General features: G+C 68.2%; 18 protein-coding genes. 6 read left to right on the forward strand and 12 right to left on the reverse strand.

Features of this window, described 5'->3' with window-relative positions:
* Positions 1-112: 112 nt before the first annotated feature.
* Positions 113-334: a hypothetical protein gene (locus tag FHT32_RS00500; protein WP_176662724.1), complete on the forward strand. Its 222-nt coding sequence runs from the start codon at positions 113-115 to the stop codon at positions 332-334.
* 208 nt (positions 335-542) lie between these two features.
* Here FHT32_RS00500 and FHT32_RS00505 read toward each other — a convergent pair whose 3' ends face one another.
* The 6 genes from FHT32_RS00505 to FHT32_RS00530 all read right to left on the reverse strand — a co-directional run bounded on the left by FHT32_RS00505 (position 543) and on the right by FHT32_RS00530 (position 6,862).
* Positions 543-2,009 (reverse strand): DEAD/DEAH box helicase, encoded by a 1,467-nt coding sequence (locus tag FHT32_RS00505; protein ID WP_176662725.1) that lies wholly within the window; start codon positions 2,007-2,009, stop codon positions 543-545.
* 131 nt (positions 2,010-2,140) lie between these two features.
* Entirely contained in the window at positions 2,141-3,028 is an 888-nt protein-coding gene (locus FHT32_RS00510) for a neutral zinc metallopeptidase (RefSeq protein ID WP_176662726.1), read from the reverse strand.
* Between the two features lie 139 nt (positions 3,029-3,167).
* Positions 3,168-3,734: a dCTP deaminase gene (gene dcd, locus FHT32_RS00515; RefSeq protein WP_019655140.1), complete on the reverse strand. Its 567-nt coding sequence runs from the start codon at positions 3,732-3,734 to the stop codon at positions 3,168-3,170.
* Positions 3,735-3,896: 162 nt separating this feature from the next.
* Complete coding sequence (guaD, locus tag FHT32_RS00520; protein ID WP_176662727.1) at positions 3,897-5,183, reverse strand: guanine deaminase; 1,287 nt, start codon at positions 5,181-5,183, stop codon at positions 3,897-3,899.
* 93 nt (positions 5,184-5,276) lie between these two features.
* A complete protein-coding gene (locus FHT32_RS00525) occupies positions 5,277-6,251 on the reverse strand; it encodes a hypothetical protein (protein WP_371132112.1) in 975 nt (324 codons plus the stop codon).
* A 5-nt stretch (positions 6,252-6,256) separates the two neighbouring features.
* A complete protein-coding gene (locus tag FHT32_RS00530) occupies positions 6,257-6,862 on the reverse strand; it encodes a short chain dehydrogenase (RefSeq protein ID WP_176662728.1) in 606 nt (201 codons plus the stop codon).
* Between the two features lie 104 nt (positions 6,863-6,966).
* Here FHT32_RS00530 and FHT32_RS00535 point away from each other — a divergent pair, with 104 nt between their 5' ends.
* Positions 6,967-7,848 carry a LysR family transcriptional regulator gene (locus FHT32_RS00535; protein ID WP_176662729.1) on the forward strand — a complete coding sequence of 294 codons (882 nt, stop codon included), beginning with the start codon at positions 6,967-6,969 and terminating at the stop codon, positions 7,846-7,848.
* Here FHT32_RS00535 and FHT32_RS00540 read toward each other — a convergent pair.
* Positions 7,845-8,948 carry a BMP family ABC transporter substrate-binding protein gene (locus tag FHT32_RS00540; RefSeq protein ID WP_176662730.1) on the reverse strand — a complete coding sequence of 368 codons (1,104 nt, stop codon included), beginning with the start codon at positions 8,946-8,948 and terminating at the stop codon, positions 7,845-7,847. The two genes, FHT32_RS00535 and FHT32_RS00540, sit on opposite strands and share 4 nt — an antisense overlap.
* A gap of 221 nt (positions 8,949-9,169) precedes the next feature.
* Between FHT32_RS00540 and FHT32_RS00545 the strand changes: the two genes are divergently transcribed.
* The gene (locus FHT32_RS00545) at positions 9,170-9,424 is read left to right on the forward strand and encodes a hypothetical protein (RefSeq protein ID WP_176662731.1); all 255 of its coding nucleotides are present in this window, start codon (positions 9,170-9,172) and stop codon (positions 9,422-9,424) included.
* A gap of 25 nt (positions 9,425-9,449) precedes the next feature.
* Here the strand turns inward: FHT32_RS00545 and FHT32_RS00550 are convergent, their stop codons facing one another.
* Together FHT32_RS00550 and FHT32_RS00555 are read right to left on the reverse strand one after the other, a co-directional pair.
* Positions 9,450-10,292, reverse strand: coding sequence for an SDR family oxidoreductase (locus tag FHT32_RS00550; protein ID WP_176662732.1), 843 nt, complete (start codon positions 10,290-10,292; stop codon positions 9,450-9,452).
* 110 nt (positions 10,293-10,402) lie between these two features.
* Entirely contained in the window at positions 10,403-11,350 is a 948-nt protein-coding gene (locus tag FHT32_RS00555) for a GlxA family transcriptional regulator (protein ID WP_176662733.1), read from the reverse strand.
* 316 nt (positions 11,351-11,666) lie between these two features.
* Here FHT32_RS00555 and FHT32_RS00560 point away from each other — a divergent pair, with 316 nt between their 5' ends.
* Together FHT32_RS00560 and FHT32_RS00565 are read left to right on the forward strand one after the other, a co-directional pair.
* Positions 11,667-12,512, forward strand: coding sequence for a hypothetical protein (locus FHT32_RS00560; RefSeq protein ID WP_176662734.1), 846 nt, complete (start codon positions 11,667-11,669; stop codon positions 12,510-12,512).
* Positions 12,513-12,622: 110 nt separating this feature from the next.
* Positions 12,623-13,867 (forward strand): MFS transporter, encoded by a 1,245-nt coding sequence (locus FHT32_RS00565; RefSeq protein WP_176662735.1) that lies wholly within the window; start codon positions 12,623-12,625, stop codon positions 13,865-13,867.
* Between the two features lie 66 nt (positions 13,868-13,933).
* Here the strand turns inward: FHT32_RS00565 and FHT32_RS00570 are convergent, their stop codons facing one another.
* The gene (locus FHT32_RS00570) at positions 13,934-14,737 is read right to left on the reverse strand and encodes a helix-turn-helix domain-containing protein (protein WP_176662736.1); all 804 of its coding nucleotides are present in this window, start codon (positions 14,735-14,737) and stop codon (positions 13,934-13,936) included.
* Entirely contained in the window at positions 14,703-15,734 is a 1,032-nt protein-coding gene (locus FHT32_RS00575) for a LysR substrate-binding domain-containing protein (RefSeq protein ID WP_176662737.1), read from the reverse strand. The genes FHT32_RS00570 and FHT32_RS00575 overlap by 35 nt, the downstream gene beginning before the upstream one ends.
* 109 nt (positions 15,735-15,843) lie before the next feature.
* Here FHT32_RS00575 and FHT32_RS00580 point away from each other — a divergent pair, with 109 nt between their 5' ends.
* Entirely contained in the window at positions 15,844-17,154 is a 1,311-nt protein-coding gene (locus FHT32_RS00580; protein ID WP_176662738.1) for an MFS transporter, read from the forward strand.
* Here FHT32_RS00580 and FHT32_RS00585 read toward each other — a convergent pair.
* A complete protein-coding gene (locus tag FHT32_RS00585; protein ID WP_176662739.1) occupies positions 17,115-18,176 on the reverse strand; it encodes an adenosine deaminase in 1,062 nt (353 codons plus the stop codon). The two genes, FHT32_RS00580 and FHT32_RS00585, sit on opposite strands and share 40 nt — an antisense overlap.
* Between the last annotated feature and the right edge of the window lie 14 nt (positions 18,177-18,190).

An 18,190-nucleotide genomic window follows, 5' to 3' on the forward strand; every position in this document is an offset into this window, starting at 1 on the left:
AAGGAAGGCGACACGCCGGTCACAGTGTGTAGCCCGGGTAAAGGCCGTCATCCGGCGGTACTGGACGACGTTGGAGGTTCACACCGACAACAACTCGTCCAGGAGCTTCGCCATGAGATTTCCAGTTCTTGCCCTGTCCGCTGCCGCGCTGGCAGCCTTGCTGACCGGCTGCGTGGTTGCACCGGCCGCCCCCGTGTACGCGGCGCCGCCTGGCGTGGCCTACGTGGCACCGACATACGTATCGCCCGGCGTAGGTTTCGTCTGGGCCTACCACCCGCGCTATGGCTGGGGCTGGCACCACCCGCAATACGGCTGGCATCGCGGCTGGAGGTAAAGGCTCTCCCCCAGGCTTCGCACACTTCGTGTCGCTGCGCCAACCCCCTTCCGGGGAGTCCTGAACTCTCCCCCAGGCTTCGCGCACTTCGTGTCGCTACGCCAACCCCCTCCGGGGGCAACGCCTGAGGCCCGGCAAAGCCGGTTCCTCGGCGTTCCTCGAATAGGAACAGAGGGGGAACAAGGGGGCGGTATCCGCCCGGCTCAGTTCAGCTGGGCTCGGCGCTCTTGAACAGGGCGGCGACCTTGCGCTTGGGCTTGATGTTGCTCGAGATGCCGCGTGCGGGCGTCGCGCTCTTGGCGGCAGCCTCCCATGCGGGCGTTGCATCGGGCTGGCCGGGCTCGTAGGGCTTGTCGAAGAACGGATCGCGCGGCGCGGCGGGGGCGCGGTGCGGACGTCCGCCGCTGCCGCGCCGGCTGTCGACGTCGCGGCGTTCGCGCGGCTGGTCGAGCACGTCGCGTGCGTCGCCCGCTTCGCCTTCCTCGCGCCAGTGGCGGCGTCCGTCGTTGATGCGGCCGCGCGGACGGTCTTCCTCGAATTCGACCGGTTCGAGTTCGATCTTCTTCTTGATCAGCTTCTCGATGTCGGCCACCAGGCGAGCATCGTTGCCGCCGCTGGCGAAGCTCACCGCCAGGCCCGAGGCGCCGGCGCGGCCGGTGCGGCCGATGCGGTGCACGTAGTCTTCGGCGTTGAACGGAATGTCGAAGTTGAAGACGGCGGGCACGTCCTTGATGTCGAGGCCGCGGGCCGCGACGTCGGTGCACACCAGCAGGTCGACCTCGCCGGCCTTGAAGGCTGCCAGCGACTTCAGGCGCTCGTCCTGGCTCTTGTCGCCGTGCAGCGCGGAAGTGCGAAGGCCGTCGCGCTCCAGCGAACGCGCGAGCCGCGCGCAGCCCAGCTTGCTGTTGACGAACACGAAGGCCTGGGTAATGCCGCGCTGGCGAACGATCTGCTTGAGCGCGCGGCGCTTGTCGTCGTCGCCCACGCTGTAGAAATGCTGCTCGACGGTGGAGGCCGTTTCGTTCGGCCGCGCCACTTCGATGGTGACCGGGTTCTGCAGGTAGCTGCCGGCCAGCCGCTTGATTTCGGGCGAGAAGGTGGCGGAGAACAGCAGCGTGGTGCGCTGCTTGGGCAGGTAGCTCAGGATGCGCTGCAGGTCGGGCAGGAAGCCGATGTCGAGCATGCGGTCGGCCTCGTCGAGCACCACGTATTCGACCTGGTTGAGCACCGCGTTCTTGGCTTCGATGTGATCGAGCAGTCGGCCCGGCGTGGCCACCAGCACTTCGACGCCCTTCTTCAGTTCCAGCGTCTGCGGCTTCATGTCGATGCCGCCGAACACCACCGTGCTGCGCAGGTTGGTGTACTTGGCGTACAGCTTGATCTGCTGCGCGACCTGGTCTGCCAGCTCGCGCGTGGGCAGCAACACCAGGGCCCGGACCGGATGCCGCGCGGGCGAGGTCGAGGCGTTTTCATGCTTGAGCATGCGCTGCAGCAGCGGGAGCGAGAACGCAGCCGTCTTGCCGGTGCCGGTCTGGGCGGCGCCCATCACGTCCTGCCCCGAGAGCACGACCGGAATGGCCTGTTCCTGGATCGGAGTCATGGTCTCGTAGCCCATTTCGGCCACGGCGCGCGCCAGCGGTTCCGCCAGCAGTAGATTGGAGAAGGAGCTTGTCATTGAGCCCGCTATTGTCGCATTGCCGCAAAAAACGGCAGTGACTGCGGCATGACAACGTCCGCGCGGGCGGAATTGCTATTTATTCAATAGCAATTCCGCCAGCAGCGGCGCCGGCTGTGGAAGACCGCAGCTCAGAGGCTGCGCGCATTGAAGGTGTCGCAGGCCTTGATGTCGCCGCTCTGATAGCCGTTGCCGAACCAGCGCTGGCGCTGCGCGCTCGAGCCGTGGGTGAAGCTGTCGGGCACCACCGCGCGGCCCGCGGAGCGCTGCAAGGCGTCGTCGCCGATCTTCTGCGCGGCATTCATGGCGGCCTCGATGTCGCCCGGGTCGAGCCACTTCTTCGACTCCTGCGAATGGTGGGCCCACACGCCTGCGAAGCAGTCGGCCTGCAGCTCGACGCGAACGCTCATCGCGTTGTTCTGCGTCTGGCTCAGGCGGCTGCGCATGCCGTCGACCTTGGCGGTGATGCCGAGCTCGTCCTGCACATGGTGGCCGACCTCGTGCGCGATGACGTAGGCCTGCGCGAACTCGCCCGGCGCGCCGAGCTGGTTCTTCAGCGTGTCGTAGAAGCCCAGGTCGATATAGACCTTCTGGTCGCCCGGGCAGTAGAACGGCCCCATGGCCGACTGCCCGGTGCCGCAGGCCGTGGGCGTGGCGTTGCGAAACAGCACGAGCCGCGGCGGATGGTAGGTGCCGCCGTTCTGGCGGAAGATGCCCGTCCAGACCACTTCGGTGTTCTTGAGCACGGTGGAAACGAAGGCCGCCTCGCGGTCGCCCGATGGCGGCTTGGGCGCCGGCCCCTGCTGCTGTTGCTGCACCTGGGCCGGGCCACCCCCGCCGCTGAGCAGGCTCAGCACCGTGAGCGGATTGATGCCGAAGACCCAGCCGGCGATCAGCGCGACCGCAATGGTCCCGATGCCGATGCCGCGGCCACCGATGAAGCCGCCACCGCCGCCTCCGCCACCTTCACCGCGGCGGTCCTCGACGTTGTCCGATTGTTCGTTGCCTTCCCATCTCATCGCGCTCTCCTTGCCGGCCGTTGGAGGAGGAGTTGCCGGCTCGCAGGATGGTACTTCGGAAGAACCCCAGCTTCTGTAAGCGGGTATGCCAAGGATGCCGCGGAACCGGCTTTGCCGGGCCGCACGCAGCCTGGGGCGATCAGGTCTTCGGCAGGGTGACGCCGCGCTGGCCCTGGTACTTGCCGCCACGGTCCTTGTAGCTGGTCTCGCAGACCTCGTCGCTCTCGAAGAACAGCACCTGCGCGCAGCCCTCGCCCGCGTAGATCTTGGCGGGCAGCGGCGTGGTGTTGCTGAATTCGAGCGTCACGTAGCCTTCCCATTCGGGTTCGAAGGGGGTCACGTTGACGATGATGCCGCAGCGCGCATAGGTGCTCTTGCCCAGGCAGATGGTCAGCACGTTGCGCGGGATGCGGAAGTACTCGACGGTGCGCGCCAGCGCGAAGCTGTTGGGCGGGATGATGCAGTAGTCGCCGTGCATGTCGACGAAGCTCTTCTCGTCGAAGTTCTTCGGGTCGACCACCGTGCTGTGGATGTTGGTGAAGACCTTGAATTCAGGCGCGCACCGGATGTCGTAGCCGTAGCTCGAGGTGCCGTAGCTGATGATCTTGTGGCCGGAGGCCTCGCGCACCTGGCCGGGCTCGAAAGGCTCGATCATGCCGTGCTGCTCGGCCATGCGCCGGATCCATTTGTCGCTCTTGATAGACATTGAAAAACACCCCAGTCTTCGCGCACTTCGTGTCGCTACGCCAACCCCTCGAGGGGCAACACCAGCGGCCCGGCAAAGCCGGTTCCGCGGTGTTCCTGGAAAGGTGTCGCCGCGCCCGCTGGGTCGGCGATTGTGGCATGGGCGGATTCGCCCTCTCGGGCTTCAGCCAGCCTGGGAGATCACCGTGCGCTCGACCAGCCGGTCGTCGCCCAGCACGATCATCGCGAAGAGCATTTCTTCCAGCGAGTTCGCCTGCTTCGTCTTGCGCGCCAGCAGCGGCGTGGCGGCGGGGTTCAGCACCAGGAAGTCGGCCTCGCAGCCCGGCTGCAGGTTGCCGACCACGCCGTCGAGCCCCAGGGCGCGCGCGGCGCCGCCGGTGTGGCGCCACCAGAGTTCCGACGGCGCGATGCTCAGGCCGGCCTTGGTCTGGCCTTCGCGGCCGACGTAGTAGGCGGCCATCATGGTATGGAACGGACTGAAGCTGGTGCCGCCGCCCACGTCGCTCGCCAGGCCGTAGGGGTAGCCCACGCGGTCGGCCGCGCCGAAATCGAAGAAGCCGCTGCCCAGGAACAGGTTGCTGGTCGGGCTCACCGCGGCCGCCGTCTTCGTCTCGCGCAGCAGGGCGCGGTCGGCCTCGTCGAGGTAGATGCAGTGGGCGTACACGGCCCGCTCGCGCATCAGGCCGAAGCCTGCATACACGTCGAGGTACGAGCGCGCCTTGGGGTACAGCTCGCGCACCCAGCTCACTTCGTCGCGGTTCTCGGCCACGTGCGACTGGATCCAGGTGTCGGCGTACTTCGCGGCCAGCTCGCCGGCGCCGCGCATCTGGGCGTCGGTGCTCGCGGGCGCGAAGCGCGGGGTGATGGCGTAGCCCAAGCGGTCGACTTGGTGCCACTTGCGGATCAGCGCCTCGGTGTCGACGAGGCTCTGCTCGGTCTCGTCGCGCACGCCGTCGGGCGAATTGCGGTCCTGCAGCACCTTGCCGGTGATCAGGCGCATGCCGCGGCGCTGCGCGCCTTCGAAGAGCGCGTCGACCGAGGCCACGTGCGAGGTCGCGAAGGTCAGCGAGGTGGTCACGCCGTTGCGCAGCAGTTCGTCGAGGAAGAACTGCGCCACTTCGTTCGAATGCGCGGGGTCGGCGAACTTGCTTTCCGCGGGGAAGGTGTAGTTCTCGAGCCAGGGCAGCAGGCCCGGCGCGGGCGAGCCGATGATGTCGGTCTGCGGATAGTGGATGTGCATGTCCACGAAGCCCGGCGCGAGGATGCGCCCCGGCAGGTGGGTCGTGTGCGCGCCCGGGTGGCGCGGCGCGACATCGGCATGGCTGCCGGCGTCGAGCACGCGCTGGCGGCCGGTGGCGTCGGGGGCGACGACCAGCAGGCCGTCCTCGTCGAAAACGGGCTTGCCGGAGGCGTCGAATCGCAGGAGTGAGGCGCGGTAGGCTTTTTTCATCGTGGGTGCGGAGGGTAATCCACCCCCGACCCGCCGCAATTTCCATGCGCATATGAGTGCTATATGCGCAGGGCACTCACCTCCGCACCACGCCTACCGGGGCAGCGCGCGCGACTGGATGTCGAACGGCACGCCGGTCGGCACCGGTCCGTCGCCCTCCTTGCGCTTCGTGAGCAGCGAATACTTCGACTCGATGAAGTAGACGCGGTCGCCCCACACCGCGCCGGACGACGGATCGTTGAGCCCCGCCACCACCGTCTGCAGACCGAGCTTCGCGCCTTCGACGCGCGCCACGGTGATCTGCCCGCCGTAGGCGCCTTCGCCGAAGGCATTGCTCTCGAACAGCACGAGCCGGCCGGGCTTCCACGCGCGGATCGCGTCCACGTTCTTCAGTTCGCGCGGCGCCTCGACGCGCGTGACCTCGCCGGACTTGCCGTCCGCGCCGAGACCGATGCGCAGCACATAGGGCGCCGCCGCCACGAGACTCACGTAGACATCGCGCCCGCCGTCGATGGCGATGCCGTTCAGGCCCTTGTAGGGGCCCGGGCCGGCCAGCGCGGGATCCTCCTTCCACGTAACCAGCGAGGCAGCGCCCGGTGCGAGCTTCAGCACGCGCGGGTGGTAGGAGTCGGTCACGTAGAGATTGCCGCGCGCGTCCTGCGCGAGGTCGTTGCAGTAGCCGCCGTCGGGCATGGTGTAGCTCGCGCGCGGCGCGCCGGTGGCAAGGTCATAGCGCTTGAGCGCGCTCGGCGTCGAAGGCACGGTGGTGAAGCCGATGTTGCCGGAGCAGATCCACAGCGCCCGGAGCTTCGCGTCGACCAACACGCCCTGCCCGTTCGCCAGGCCGTTGGCGCCGGGTTTGACCAGCACCTCGGCCTTCGGCGCCGTGCCCGGCTTCAGCCGCGCGACCGCGCCCTGCCGCCAGCTGCCGACGTAGAACGCGCCATCGGGCCCGATGGCCACGCTCTCCGGATACCAGTCTTCCGGCAGCGCCTGCACCACTGGCGGGGCAGCGACGGCCGCCGCCGCCGCGAGCGCCAGCAGCGCGCCTGCAAGCCATGGATGCACGCTCTTCATTGCCACACGCGGAAGACGCGTCCCGTCAACGGACCTTCGACGCTGCGCACATAGGCCAGCGCCACGCGCGCGGCCGATACGGTTTCGACGCCCGGAAAGAGCGCGCCATACGCCTCCACCGATTCGGTCAGCAGCGTCGGGCTCACCGCGTTGATGCGCAGCCCGCGCGCCAGCTCGATCGCCGCGCCCTTCACGAAGCCCTCGACCCCGGCATTGACGGCAGCGGCATTGCCTCCGCCACGAACCGGGTCTTCGGCCGCGACGCCCGTCGTCAGCGTGATCGAGCCGCCGTCGCGCAGCACATGCTGGCCCAGCAGCGCGAGCCGCACCTGGCCAAGCAGCTTGTCCTGCAGGCCGACATTGAAGTTCGCCGGTGTCATCTCGGCCAGCGGCCCGAAGAAGAGCCCGCCCGCCGTCGAGACGATCGCATCGACACGGCCGACCGCCGCATACAGCGCCTCGACGCTGGCGTCGCTGGTGATGTCGACCTGGCGATCGCCGCGCGTGCGCCCCGCGCGAATCACCTCGTGGCCCCGCCCGGCCAGCGTCTGCGCCACCGCACTGCCAATCGCGCCCGTCGCGCCCACAACAAGAACCTTCATGGAAAACCTCGCAAAGTGAATCAAACAAGCGGTGATTGTTTTGCGAACCATCCATTTGATAAATTGCCTTCCAGTTCGGTCATTCGGAATCAGGAGTTCACAATATGGACAAGCTGCGCGCCATGGAAGTCTTCGTCGCAACGGTGGACGCGGGCAGCTTCGCCGCCGCGGCCGAGGCGCTCGATCTCTCGGCCGTGATGGTCGGCAAGCACATCCGCGCGCTCGAAGAGCAGCTGGGAGCCCGTCTGCTGGAGCGCACCACGCGCCGCCACTCGCTCACCGAGATCGGCGCCGCGTATCTGGAGCGCTGCCGCGACGTGCTGGCCAGCGTGCACACGGCCGACGGCGTGGCCGAGTCGCTGCGCGCCATGCCGCAGGGCGTGCTGCGCGTCACCGCGCCCGTGGCCTACGGCGCCCACCGCCTCACGCCGGTGATCGGCGAGTACATCGCTGCCTATCCGCAGGTGAAGGTGGAGTTGAGCCTCAACGACCGCGTGGTCGACCTGGCCGAGGAAGGCTTCGACTGCGGCATCCGCTCGGGCGCGGCCGTCGACGAACGGCTCATCGCAAGACCGCTCGCCCTGGCGCGCATGTACGCGGTGGCGAGCCCGGCATGGGTCGCGCGCCACGGGCAGCCGAAGCACCCGTCGGAACTGGAAGCCTTCCCGCTGCTGGGCTTCGCGACCTGGGGGCCGAACCATTCATGGCGCTTCACGCGCAACGGCCAGACGGTGCACGTGCCGGTGCGCGGGCCGCTCACCACCAACAACGGCCAGGCGCTGCTGGCCGCGGCCATGGCCGGCGTGGGCGTGATCGTGCAGGCCGATGCGCTGCTGGGCCCCGCGCTCGCATCGGGTCAGGTGGTGCAGCTGCTGCCCGACTGGGAGCTGCCCACGCGGCAGGTGCAGATCGTCCGGCTGCCGGAGGCGCGGCCGAGCGCCAAGCTGCGGACATTCGTGGACTTCGTGGTGGAGTGGTTGGGTTAGCGCGCCACGCGCCCCTGCACGCCTTCCACCAGCCAGTTCATCGTCAGTATCTGCTCGTCGCTCAGCTGGGTTCCCTTGGCGATCACGATGCGACCCTCGTTGTCGCGCACGTCGGCCGCAACGGCGCGGAAGGGCTGCAGCTTGCCGACGGCGATGTCCTTCTGCCGCGCCAGCACCTCGTCCTGCACGGCCTTGGGCACTTTGGTGCCGAAGTCGCCGACGCGGATCATTCCTTCCTTTACGCCGCCCCAGAGCTTGCCGCTCTTCCAGCTGCCGTCGAGCACCGCCTTCGCGCGCTGCGTGTAGTAGCCACCCCACTGGTGCGTGACCGCGACGACCTGCGCGTCGGGCGCGATCTTGCGCATGTCGGAGTGGTAGGCGATGGCCAGCTTGCCGCGCTCCTGCGCCGCCGCCATGACGGCAGTGGAGCCGGTGTGGAAGGCGATCACGTCGGCGTTCTGGTTGAACAGCGCCATGGCGGCGTCGCGCTCCTTCGGCGGATCGAACCATTCGTTGAGCCACACCACGCGCACCTGCGCCGATGGGTTCACCGAGCGCATGCCCAGCGTGAACGCGTTGATGCCCTGCAGCACTTCCGGAATCGGAAAACCCGCGACGTAGCCCGCGATGTTGGTCTTCGTCATGCGCCCGGCCGCAATGCCCGCGAGATAGCGGCCCTCGTAATAGCGCGCATTGGCGGTCGCCACGTTGGGCGCGGTCTTGTAGCCGGTGATCGATTCGAACTTCACCTCGGGGAAGTCCTTCGCGACCTTCATCGTCGGCTCCATGTAGCCGAAGCTCGGCGTGAAGATGAGCGTGTTGCCCTGCTGCGCGAGGTCGCGGATCACGCGCTCGGCATCGGCGCCCTCGGCCACGTTCTCGACGTAGGTGGTCTTGACCTTCGCGCCCAGCGCCGCGTCGACGGCCTTGCGGCCTTCCTCGTGCTGGCGCACCCAGCCCGCATCGGTGACGGGCGTGACGTAGACGAAGCCGATCTTCAGCGGCGCCTGTGCCTGTTGCTGCTGTTGCGAAAAAACGGGAGAGAAAAAGCCGGCGACTGCCAGCGCCAGAACGGCGCGGCCCGCGAGGTTTTTGTACATGGTGTTCCTCTACATGGCCCCGGAAATGCAAACCCCGCAGCCGGCCGGGACGCCCGATTGCGAGGGGCGGGATTCTAAACGCCGACGCAGTCCGCAATGCGGCCGGGACGTTGGCCTACTTCAATGTCGGTGCTTCGCCTCAGACCCGGCGCCCCGGGTTTGAGCGAGCCTTGCATCACTGATCGATCCACCATCGGGAAAGCCAAGAAAGGCCAGCCACCATGACCGCATCCACCGTCAACGATTCGCTGACCCCGCTCGACATCTCTCAAGCCGTGCTTGAAAGCGAAGAAAACCCGAACGCGGCACGGCCGCTCACGCCCAGGGAACGTGCCGCACACGGCATGCACGCGGAACCGGGCCGCCGCGCGCGCCTTCAAGGCATGCTGCGCAGCCCCGCCCTTGCCTGGTGCGGCGCGGCAGCCACGGGGCTGGCGCTGGCGGCGCTCTACGCGCGCCGGACCCACCGCATCTGAACTGGACGACCCCGGTACGACGACCTCACGCCGGTGACGTGGCGGAGTCGGCGCCGGCACGATAGCGCGCCGCGGGAGCGGTGCTGGACAACCGCCCCGACATCGCGCGCCGCGCCGCATCGAAGGCCTCCCACTCGGCCAGATCGGGCAGCGCGGGAATCGTGACCTGCTCACCCTGGTCGAGCCCCGCCAGGGCGGCGTCGACCATGTCTTGCGCGGTCATGACGATCTCCTTGGGCAGGTGTTCCATCGGCACGCCTGCGACGCCCCAGAACTCGGTGGCCGTCGCGCCGGGCAGCACCGCCTGCACGCGCACGCCCTTGTCCTTGAGCTCGTGCTGCAGCGACTGGCTCAACGCGAGCACGAAGGCCTTGCTGCCGCCGTACACGCCGTTGAGCGTCTCCGGCGAGATCGCGACGATGGAGGCGATGTTCACCAGCGTGCCTGCGCCGCGCTCCACGAAGCCGGGCACGGCCGCGTAGGTGAGCCGCGTGAGCACGCTCACGTTGAGCGCGATCATCTCTTCCATCTTGTCGACGTCGGAAGCCAGCAGCGGTGCGGCAGCGCCGAAGCCGGCGTTGTTCACAAGCATGGTGATGTCGCCGCGGGTGCGCAACGCGGCCTCGACCCGGGCGATGTCGTCGCGGCTCGTCAGGTCGGCAGGAAGAACCTCGACCTTGCGGCCGGTCTCGCGCACGAGCTTCGCGGCCAGGGCCTCGAGGCGTTCGCGGTTGCGCGCGACCAGGATCAGGTCGAAGCCGCGCCGCGCGAGGCGGTCTGCGTACACGGCGCCGATGCCGGACGACGCGCCGGTGACGAGGGCCGCGCCCTTGGGAGAATTTGCTGAAGCGCTAACGGTGGCAGTCATGGAGCTTTCCTTTTTTCGCCGCGTCGATATCTGCGGCCATGGGGAAAGTCTCCTCCTGCAAGGCTATGGCGTAAATGTCATATAAGCCACCTTTCAGGACATCCTGCCACTCAGGCCACGGCCGCTTCCCGGCGCGCCACGCGGCGCACGCTCTGCGGGGGCTGCCCCAGCGTGCGCAGGAAGGCGCGCCGCATGCGCTCGGGGTCGCCGAAACCCGTCTCTCGCGCGACCACGCCGAGCGCCAGGTTGCCTTCGTCGATCAACGCGCGTGCCGCCTCCACGCGCAGGGTCTCGACCGCATGCGCGGGCGACTGGCCGGTCTCGGCCTTGAACGCACGGCTGAACTGGCGCGGGCTCAGGTGCACGACCTCGGCCAGTTCCTCCACCGACAGCGTGTCGCGCAGGTTGGCCCGCGCGTGCACCAGCGCCTTCTGGATGCGGTCCGACTTCGGCTCCAGCTCCAGCAGCGCGGAGTACTGCGACTGCCCGCCCGCGCGCCGGTGGTAGACGACCAGCTTGCGTGCCGCGAAGCGCGCCGCCTCCACGCCGAGGTCTTCCTCCACCAGCGCGAGCACGAGGTCGATGCCCGCCGTCATGCCGGCCGACGTCCACACCGGCCCGTCGTTGATGAAGATGCGGTCGGGCTGAACCTTCACGGCGGGATGAAGCTTCTGCAGCTCGCCCGCGAAGGACCAGTGCGTGGTCGCCTTGCGGCCGTCGAGCAGCCCCGCATCGGCCAGCCCGAAGGCGCCGGTGCAGATGCTGGCCACGCGGCGCGCATTGCGCAGCCCGGCGCGCAGGAAGCGGCACATCTTCTCGGAGGTGGGCGCGATGAAGAGCGCGCCGCTCAGCACCAGCGTGTCGTACTTCGCCGTACCGAAGCGCTTGCTGTCCGTGCTCACGCCCGACGAACTGGCCACGAGGCCACCCTCTTCCGACAAAAGCTCGACCTGGTAGACCGGCTTGCCGGCGTGAATGTTCGCAAGCTCGAACGCGGCGATGGCGGCGAGGTCGAGGATCTGGAAGCCGGGGAAGACGAGCACGCCGATGCGTTTCATGGCGATGTCCTGAAAAGAGGTTTTGGGCGATGAAGGACGCGAGCTTAGGCGACTCGCACCGACCGCGCGTGCGGAAGGGAGACCTCACACGCACAGACCACCCGTCACCGCAGCACTGCATGGTCGAAGCCTCCACGGCACCTTCTGCTCGCCTTTATTCGTGAAAAACTTCACGAAAACATATTCCTCATTTCGGTGCACGAGTCAGTAAGAGGAAACTTTCTGCTGACATTTTGATACGTAAGGTTACGATTGTGCAGTCAGGTTCCGGTCAGTTCGATCGCCTGACCCAACAAGCACAACAAACGGAGTTCTCGTGATCGCTTTTGACAGCGCCTTGCCGCGCCAAATTGGAGATTTACTCAACCAGCAAGGCGCGGTCTCACGCAAGACCTGCTGCTTCGTCGCACTCGCCGTTCTCATCAGCGGCTGCTCCACGGCGAACATCTCGTACACGCCCCGCCCCGGCAAGGATGTGCCGCAGACGCTGAAGTACACCGATGGTGTCGGCACGCTGTCCGAAAAAGATGAAACGCGCGAACTCTTCGTCTACTCGCGTTTCAAGATGCAAGGGCCGACGCAGCCGACCTTCACCATCGGCTATGCCAACAACACCGCCGAGCCGGTGGACTTCAGCACCGACAACATCAAGGCGTACTTCCGCGGCGCTCCGGTGCAGATCTACACGTACAACGAGCGGATCGCGGAAATCCAGTCGGAGAAGCAGGCCAAGCAGGTCGCACTGGCGATCATCGGCGGGCTGGCCGCGGGCGCTGCCGCCTACGGCGCCTCGCGCCAGACCTATCGCTCGAACTACTCCGGATCGGTGGTCGGCCGCCGCGGCGTGACCAGCTTTGCCGGCTCGAACACCGTGCGCGTGTACGACCCCGTCGCAGGCATGCTGGCCGGCGCGGCAGTGGGTGGCGCCACCGTGCTGGGCATCCGGCAGATCGAATACAACGCAGAGAACCAAGAGCAGTCGGCCAATTCCATCCTGCAGCTGAACACGGTGGAGCCGCTGCAGATGGTGACCGGCGACCTCATCCTGAAGAACTGCTGCGATCCCCAACCCCAGGCCAACGACCTGATCCGGCTCGAGGTGACGGCCAGCGGGAAAACCTCGGTGTTCGAGTTCGCCCGCACGCAAGTGAAGAATCGCTGAAGGGGCGCTCCGGGGGGCGCGCGGGCCCCTGCCCCCGCTTCGCACGATGGGTGCCCCCACCAATCGGCAAGCGCCATCCCGCATGTGTCGTCCCACAATGGGCGTTCCCCATGACGCATCCGACGACGACCACGACAACAGGCGCACCGCCAACCGAAGCGGGCGCCAACGCACACTGGCAGCGCAACCTCGCCGTCTGCATGTTCGGCTCGTTCACGACCATCATCGCGATGACGCTGCTGCTGCCCTTCCTGCCGCTGTACGTCGAGCAGTTGGGCGTGAAGGACCACGCGGCCATCGTGCAGTGGTCGGGCGCGGCGTACGGCGCCACCTTTTTAAGCGCCGCGCTGGTGGCGCCGCTGTGGGGCCGGCTGGCCGACCGCTACGGGCGCAAGCCGATGCTGATCCGCGCGAGCCTGGGCATGGCGGTGGCGATGGCGCTGATCGGCGTCGCGGGCAATGTGTGGCAGCTGGTGGGCCTGCGGCTGCTGGCGGGGCTGTTGGGCGGCTACGCATCGGGCTCGATGGTGCTGGTGGCCACGCAGACGCCCAAGGACCGCACGGGCTGGGCCCTGGGCACGATGTCGTCGGCCATCATGGCGGGCAACCTCGTGGGGCCGCTGGTCGGCGGCGTGCTGCCGCCGCTGATCGGCATCCGCGCCACCTTCTTCGCGGCGGGCGCGATCATCTTCGTGGCCTTTCTCGCGACGGCCTTCCTGATTCGCGAGGAGCGAAAGACGCCTGCAGCGCGCAAGCAGCAAGGCGACTCCGGGCAGTCCGGCTGGGCCGCCGTGCCCGACAAGCGCCCCCTGGTCGCGATGCTCTTCACCGGCATGCTGCTGATGCTGGCGAACATGTCGATCGAGCCGATCATCACCGTCTACGTCGCCACGCTGGTGGAAGACCCGAGCCGCATGACGATGATGGCCGGCCTCGTGATGTCCGCCGCGGCGCTCGGCAGCATCCTCTCGGCCTCGCGGCTGGGCAAGCTGGCCGATCGCGTGGGGCACTGGAACGTGATCGTCGGCTGCCTGGCGGTGTCGGCGCTGCTGCTGGTACCGCAGGCCTTCGTCACCTCGGGCTGGCAGTTGGTGGTGCTGCGCTTCCTGATGGGGCTATCGCTCGGCGGGCTGCTGCCGTGCATCGCGAGCGTGATCCGCCACAACGTGCCCGAGCGCGTAGCCGGCAACATGCTGGGCTACTCGACCTCGGCGCAGTACACGGGCCAGGTCGCTGGGCCGCTGCTGGGCGGCTTCGTGGGCGGGCACATCGGCATGCGCGCCGTGTTCCTCGGCACCTGCGTGCTGATGGCCGCAGGTGCCGCGTGGAACTGGCTGGCGAAGCGGCGCCGTTGAGGCACCGCTTCGCCGGGGACGGCCTCACTCGCCGATGGAAACGGCATCGAGCCGATTGCACTCCCTCTATGCAAACGCGTTCTGGCCCCAGGCGTGCGAGGCATGCTCGTCGGCCGTCACGCGCACCTGGCTCGCCAGGAACGAAGGCGGCAGGCCGAAGTAGCGCTGGAAGGTGCGGCTCATGTGCGCCGCGTCGGTAAAGCCGCTGACCAGCGCAACGTCGGTGAGCGAACGCTGCCCGGTGAACTGCTGCACCGTGCGGCGCACCTTGGTCCACAGCGCATAGCGCTTGACCGACACGCCCACCTGCTCGGCGAACAGGTGCGTGAGCCGGTCGGGCGACAGGCACGCCACGGCCGCGAGATCGCGTAGCGCGATCTGCCCCGCGTGCGCGCGGATGGCCTGCAGCACGCGGTCGATGCGTGGATCGAGCGGCGCCTGCAGCTCGGGACTTTCGGTGATGGCCTCGACCATCTTCGCGCTGAGCGACTGCAGCCGCTCGCTGGGCAAGGCACCGCACTGCGCCGGTTCGAAGTCGTCGCGCAGCGCGCCGAAGCGCCGCGCGTCGATGGGCTGGATGCCGTGGCCGCCCATGCGCCGCGCGAGCATGCGGTAGGCGCTGGAAGCAGGGTCGAGGTTGAGCGAAAGCAGCCCGCAGCCATCGACGTCGAGCCGACGCGATACGTGCGGCGCGACCAGCGCGGCGGTGCAGTGCACACGCGTGCCGTCGACCGCCTCCAGCGCGAAGGGGTGCCCGCTGACCGACGCCAGCAGCGTGGCCGACGAGCGGGCCGTCAGGCCCGACTGGATGGCCGGTGTGATGTAGAGGAACCTGTCATCCCACAGGTGCAGGAAGTTTTGCGTTGCCATGCCGTACCACTTTTGTTCTTGTCTCCAGCGGCGGATTCTCACGCATCGGCAGACCGACACGTTGTACCTGCTGGCGAACGGCTTCCAGCAGCAGCGCGGCCAGGCGGCTCGCGGGGGCTTCCGGATGTGCCTGCGCGCGATACAGCACGAGCGAGATCTGCGGCAGCGCCGGCAGCGACAGGACCGAGCGGTCGAGCACGCTCACATGCGAGGGCAGCCCGAAGGGCGTGCGCACGGTAAGGCCCAGCCCGGCCGAGGCTGCCGCCCACAGCGCCGACAGGCTGGCGCTGCCGAAGGCACGGCGCCATGGCACGCCGGCACGGTCGAGCGCGGCGATGACGATCTCGCGCAATGGGCACGGTGCGTCGAGCATGATGAGCGGCAGCGGCTCCCTGCTCTTGCCTTGGCGCCTGGCGCCGGCGCCTCGGTGCTCGCGCTCCGTCCACCACGGTGCGTCGACGCGCTCCGGCGCCCTCGGGCCGATCCACAGCAGCGGCATGCGCGCCACGCGCTCGGCATACGGCGACAACGGTTGGTCACCCGCGTCCCACGCCAATGCCAGGTCGAGCTGGCCTAGCTCGAGCCGCTCGCGCAACTCCGCGCTGCGTGCCACGCAGGCCTCGATGCGCACCTTCGGATGCGCTCGCGCGAAGCGGCCCAGCACCGCCGGCAGCAGCGTCTCGCCAAAGTCTTCCTGCAGGCCCAGCCGCACGGCGCCCTGCAGGTCGACACCGCGCATGGCAGCGCTGGCCTCTTCGTTGAGCTCGAGCAGGCGGTGCGCGTACGCCAGCAGCGTCTCGCCGGCATCGGTGAGCTCCAGCCCCCTGCCCGCCTTGCGGAACAGCGCGGTGCCGGCCTGCGACTCGAGTTTCTTCAGCTGAGCACTCACCGCAGAGGTCGAGCGGCCGAGCTTGTCGGCGGCGCGCGCGAAGCTGCCGAGCGCGACGCCGGTGGAGAAAGTGCGCAGCACGTCGAGATCGAACATCACCTGGCTCATTGCGGCTCCTTCGGTTTGCGTGGCAATCAATCATCCTGTTTTTCAGGACGATTCGCCAATTATTTTCTGATTTTCAAAACCTTTGCCGAAGCGGAAACTGCCCGGCAAGATGACCCATTCGCCCTCTTCCTCCATCTCCTCTTCGTTCACGCCGCGCCACCGCTGGAAGGTGCTGGCTGCGGGTGTAGCCGCCAACGCCGCCTTCTCCATGGCCTTCAGCGGCATCCCGATGACCGCCGTGCTGATGCGCACCGGCTACCAGCTCGACAACGCCACCCTCGGGCTGGTGCTGGGCCTCATGGGCCTGGGCATCGCGGTGAGCGAGCTGCCCTGGGGCCTGCTGACCGACCGCTGGGGCGACCGGCCCGTGCTGCTGGCAGGCCTGGGCAGCACGGCCCTCGCGCTGGTCGCGATGGCGCTGTGGGCCGCGCCCGCCGCGGAGCACATTCCGGGGCTGGGCTGGCTCGGCAGCGGGCTGCTGCTGGTGGGGCTGCTTGGCGGCAGCGTCAACGGCGCCAGCGGCCGCGCGGTGATGACCTGGTTCGACGCCAGCGAGCGCGGCCTCGCGATGAGCATCCGCCAGACGGCCGTGCCGATGGGCGGCGGCATCGGCGCGCTGGTGCTGCCCTTCGTCGCGCTGCACTTCGGCTTCGCGGCGCTCTACGGCCTGCTGGCGCTGCTGTGCGCACTGAGCGCGGCGATGAGCTGGGCGTGGGTGCACGAGCCGCCCATCGCGGCGGGCGGCGACAAGGCCGTGCCGGCTTCAGCCGCCGCGCCGAAGAGCGGCCCGCTGCGCGACCCACGCGTGTGGCGCATCGTGGCCGGCATCGGCATTCTTTGCGCGCCGCAGTTCGCGGTGCTCTCCTTCGGCACGGTGTTCCTGCACGACTTCGGCCATGCGGGCCTGGCGACCATCACCGCGACGATGGTGTTCGTGCAGGTCGGCGCGATGGTCATGCGCGTGTGGAGCGGCCGCTGGACCGACCGCAACAAAAACCGGCCGGCCTACCTGCGCGCCTGCAGCGGGCTCACGGTGCTGCTGTTCGCGGGCCTCGCTGCACTGGCGCTGGCCACGGGCACGCACGCTGCCGATTCGGCGGCGCTGCGCATCGCGCTGGTGGTGCTGCTGGGCGTGAGCGGCGTGTGCGTATCGGCTTGGCACGGGGTGGCCTACACCGAGCTCGCCACGCTGGCCGGCGCATCGCGTGCCGGCACCGCACTGGGCATGGCGAACACCAGCGTGTTCCTGGTGTGCTTCGTCACGCCCTTCTCCATTCCGCACCTGCTGGCGCTGCAGGGCTGGCCGACGGTGTGGCTGGCGGCCAGCGCCTGCGCGCTGGTGGCGATGCCGCTGCTGGTGGTGCGGCCCGCCGATGCCTCTCAGAAGCTCGCGAAGACGGCGTTGAGCCGCTCGACGTAGGCGCGCTTGGCGGCCTCGTCGATGAAGCTGCCCTCGAAGCTGTTCGCCGCGAGCTGCCAGGCCTGCTGCACGCTCAGGCCGGTGGCCGAGAAGGTCTCGGTGAAGTTCTGGTTCATGTAGCCGCCGAAGTAGGCCGGGTCGTCGGAGTTGACGGTGGCCACCAGCCCCGCGTCGAGCAGCGCGCCGAGGTTGTGCTTCGACAGGTCGGGGAACACGCAGAGCTTGAGGTTCGACAGCGGGCACACGGTCAGCGGAATGCGGTCCTGCGCGAGCCGCTTCATCAGTGCCGGGTCTTTCACGCTCTGCACACCGTGGTCGACGCGCTCGACCTTCAGCACATCGAGCGCGCTCCAGACGTATTCGGGCGGCCCCTCTTCGCCGGCGTGGGCGACGAGGTGGAAGCCCAGCTCGCGGCAGCGCGCGAACACGCGGGCGAACTTCTCGGGCGGATGGCCCACTTCGCTCGAATCGAGCCCCACGCCGATGAACTTGTCGCGATAGGGCAGCGCCTGCTCCAGCGTCTCGAAGGCCTCTTCCTCGCTGAGGTGGCGCAGGAAGCAGAGGATGAGCGCGGCGCTCACACCCAGCTTCGAGCGTGCATCGGTGCAGGCGCGGTGCAGGCCGTTGACCACCGTTTCCATCGGCACGCCGCGCGCAGTGTGCGTCTGCGGGTCGAAGAACATCTCCGTGTGCACCACGTTGTCGGCGGCGGCGCGCTCCAGGTAGGCCCAGGCCATGTCGTAGAAGTCCTGCTCCTTGAGCAGCACGCTGGCGCCGGCGTAGTAGATGTCGAGGAAGCTCTGCAGGTTGGTGAAGGCGTAGGCCTTGCGCAGTTCTTCGACGCTGGCGTAGGGAATGGACACGCCGTTGCGCTGGGCGAGCGCGAAGATGAGTTCGGGCTCCAGCGAGCCCTCGATGTGCATGTGCAGCTCCGCCTTGGGCATGGCGCGCAGCAGCGCGGGCAGGCGGTCGGCGGCGATGCGGTCGAAGCTCTTGTCGTAGGCGGGGCGGAAATCGGTCATGGTGGGGCTGGCTG

The sequence above is a fragment of the Variovorax sp. SG517 genome (assembly GCF_013376045.1).
Taxonomy (GTDB): Bacteria; Pseudomonadota; Gammaproteobacteria; order Burkholderiales; family Burkholderiaceae_C; genus Variovorax.

Excerpts from the sequence above, each read along its gene's own strand:
- FHT32_RS00500 (WP_176662724.1), top strand. The coding sequence starts at position 113 with ATGAGATTTCCAGTTCTTGCCCTGTCCGCTGCCGCGCTGGCAGCCTTG.
- FHT32_RS00505 (WP_176662725.1), bottom strand. The coding sequence starts at position 2,009 with ATGACAAGCTCCTTCTCCAATCTACTGCTGGCGGAACCGCTGGCGCGC.
- FHT32_RS00510 (WP_176662726.1), bottom strand. The coding sequence starts at position 3,028 with ATGAGATGGGAAGGCAACGAACAATCGGACAACGTCGAGGACCGCCGC.
- dcd (WP_019655140.1), bottom strand. The coding sequence starts at position 3,734 with ATGTCTATCAAGAGCGACAAATGGATCCGGCGCATGGCCGAGCAGCAC.
- guaD (WP_176662727.1), bottom strand. The coding sequence starts at position 5,183 with ATGAAAAAAGCCTACCGCGCCTCACTCCTGCGATTCGACGCCTCCGGC.
- FHT32_RS00530 (WP_176662728.1), bottom strand. The coding sequence starts at position 6,862 with ATGAAGGTTCTTGTTGTGGGCGCGACGGGCGCGATTGGCAGTGCGGTG.
- FHT32_RS00535 (WP_176662729.1), top strand. The coding sequence starts at position 6,967 with ATGGACAAGCTGCGCGCCATGGAAGTCTTCGTCGCAACGGTGGACGCG.
- FHT32_RS00540 (WP_176662730.1), bottom strand. The coding sequence starts at position 8,948 with ATGTACAAAAACCTCGCGGGCCGCGCCGTTCTGGCGCTGGCAGTCGCC.
- FHT32_RS00545 (WP_176662731.1), top strand. The coding sequence starts at position 9,170 with ATGACCGCATCCACCGTCAACGATTCGCTGACCCCGCTCGACATCTCT.
- FHT32_RS00550 (WP_176662732.1), bottom strand. The coding sequence starts at position 10,292 with ATGACTGCCACCGTTAGCGCTTCAGCAAATTCTCCCAAGGGCGCGGCC.
- FHT32_RS00555 (WP_176662733.1), bottom strand. The coding sequence starts at position 11,350 with ATGAAACGCATCGGCGTGCTCGTCTTCCCCGGCTTCCAGATCCTCGAC.
- FHT32_RS00565 (WP_176662735.1), top strand. The coding sequence starts at position 12,623 with ATGACGCATCCGACGACGACCACGACAACAGGCGCACCGCCAACCGAA.
- FHT32_RS00570 (WP_176662736.1), bottom strand. The coding sequence starts at position 14,737 with ATGGCAACGCAAAACTTCCTGCACCTGTGGGATGACAGGTTCCTCTAC.
- FHT32_RS00575 (WP_176662737.1), bottom strand. The coding sequence starts at position 15,734 with ATGAGCCAGGTGATGTTCGATCTCGACGTGCTGCGCACTTTCTCCACC.
- FHT32_RS00580 (WP_176662738.1), top strand. The coding sequence starts at position 15,844 with ATGACCCATTCGCCCTCTTCCTCCATCTCCTCTTCGTTCACGCCGCGC.
- FHT32_RS00585 (WP_176662739.1), bottom strand. The coding sequence starts at position 18,176 with ATGACCGATTTCCGCCCCGCCTACGACAAGAGCTTCGACCGCATCGCC.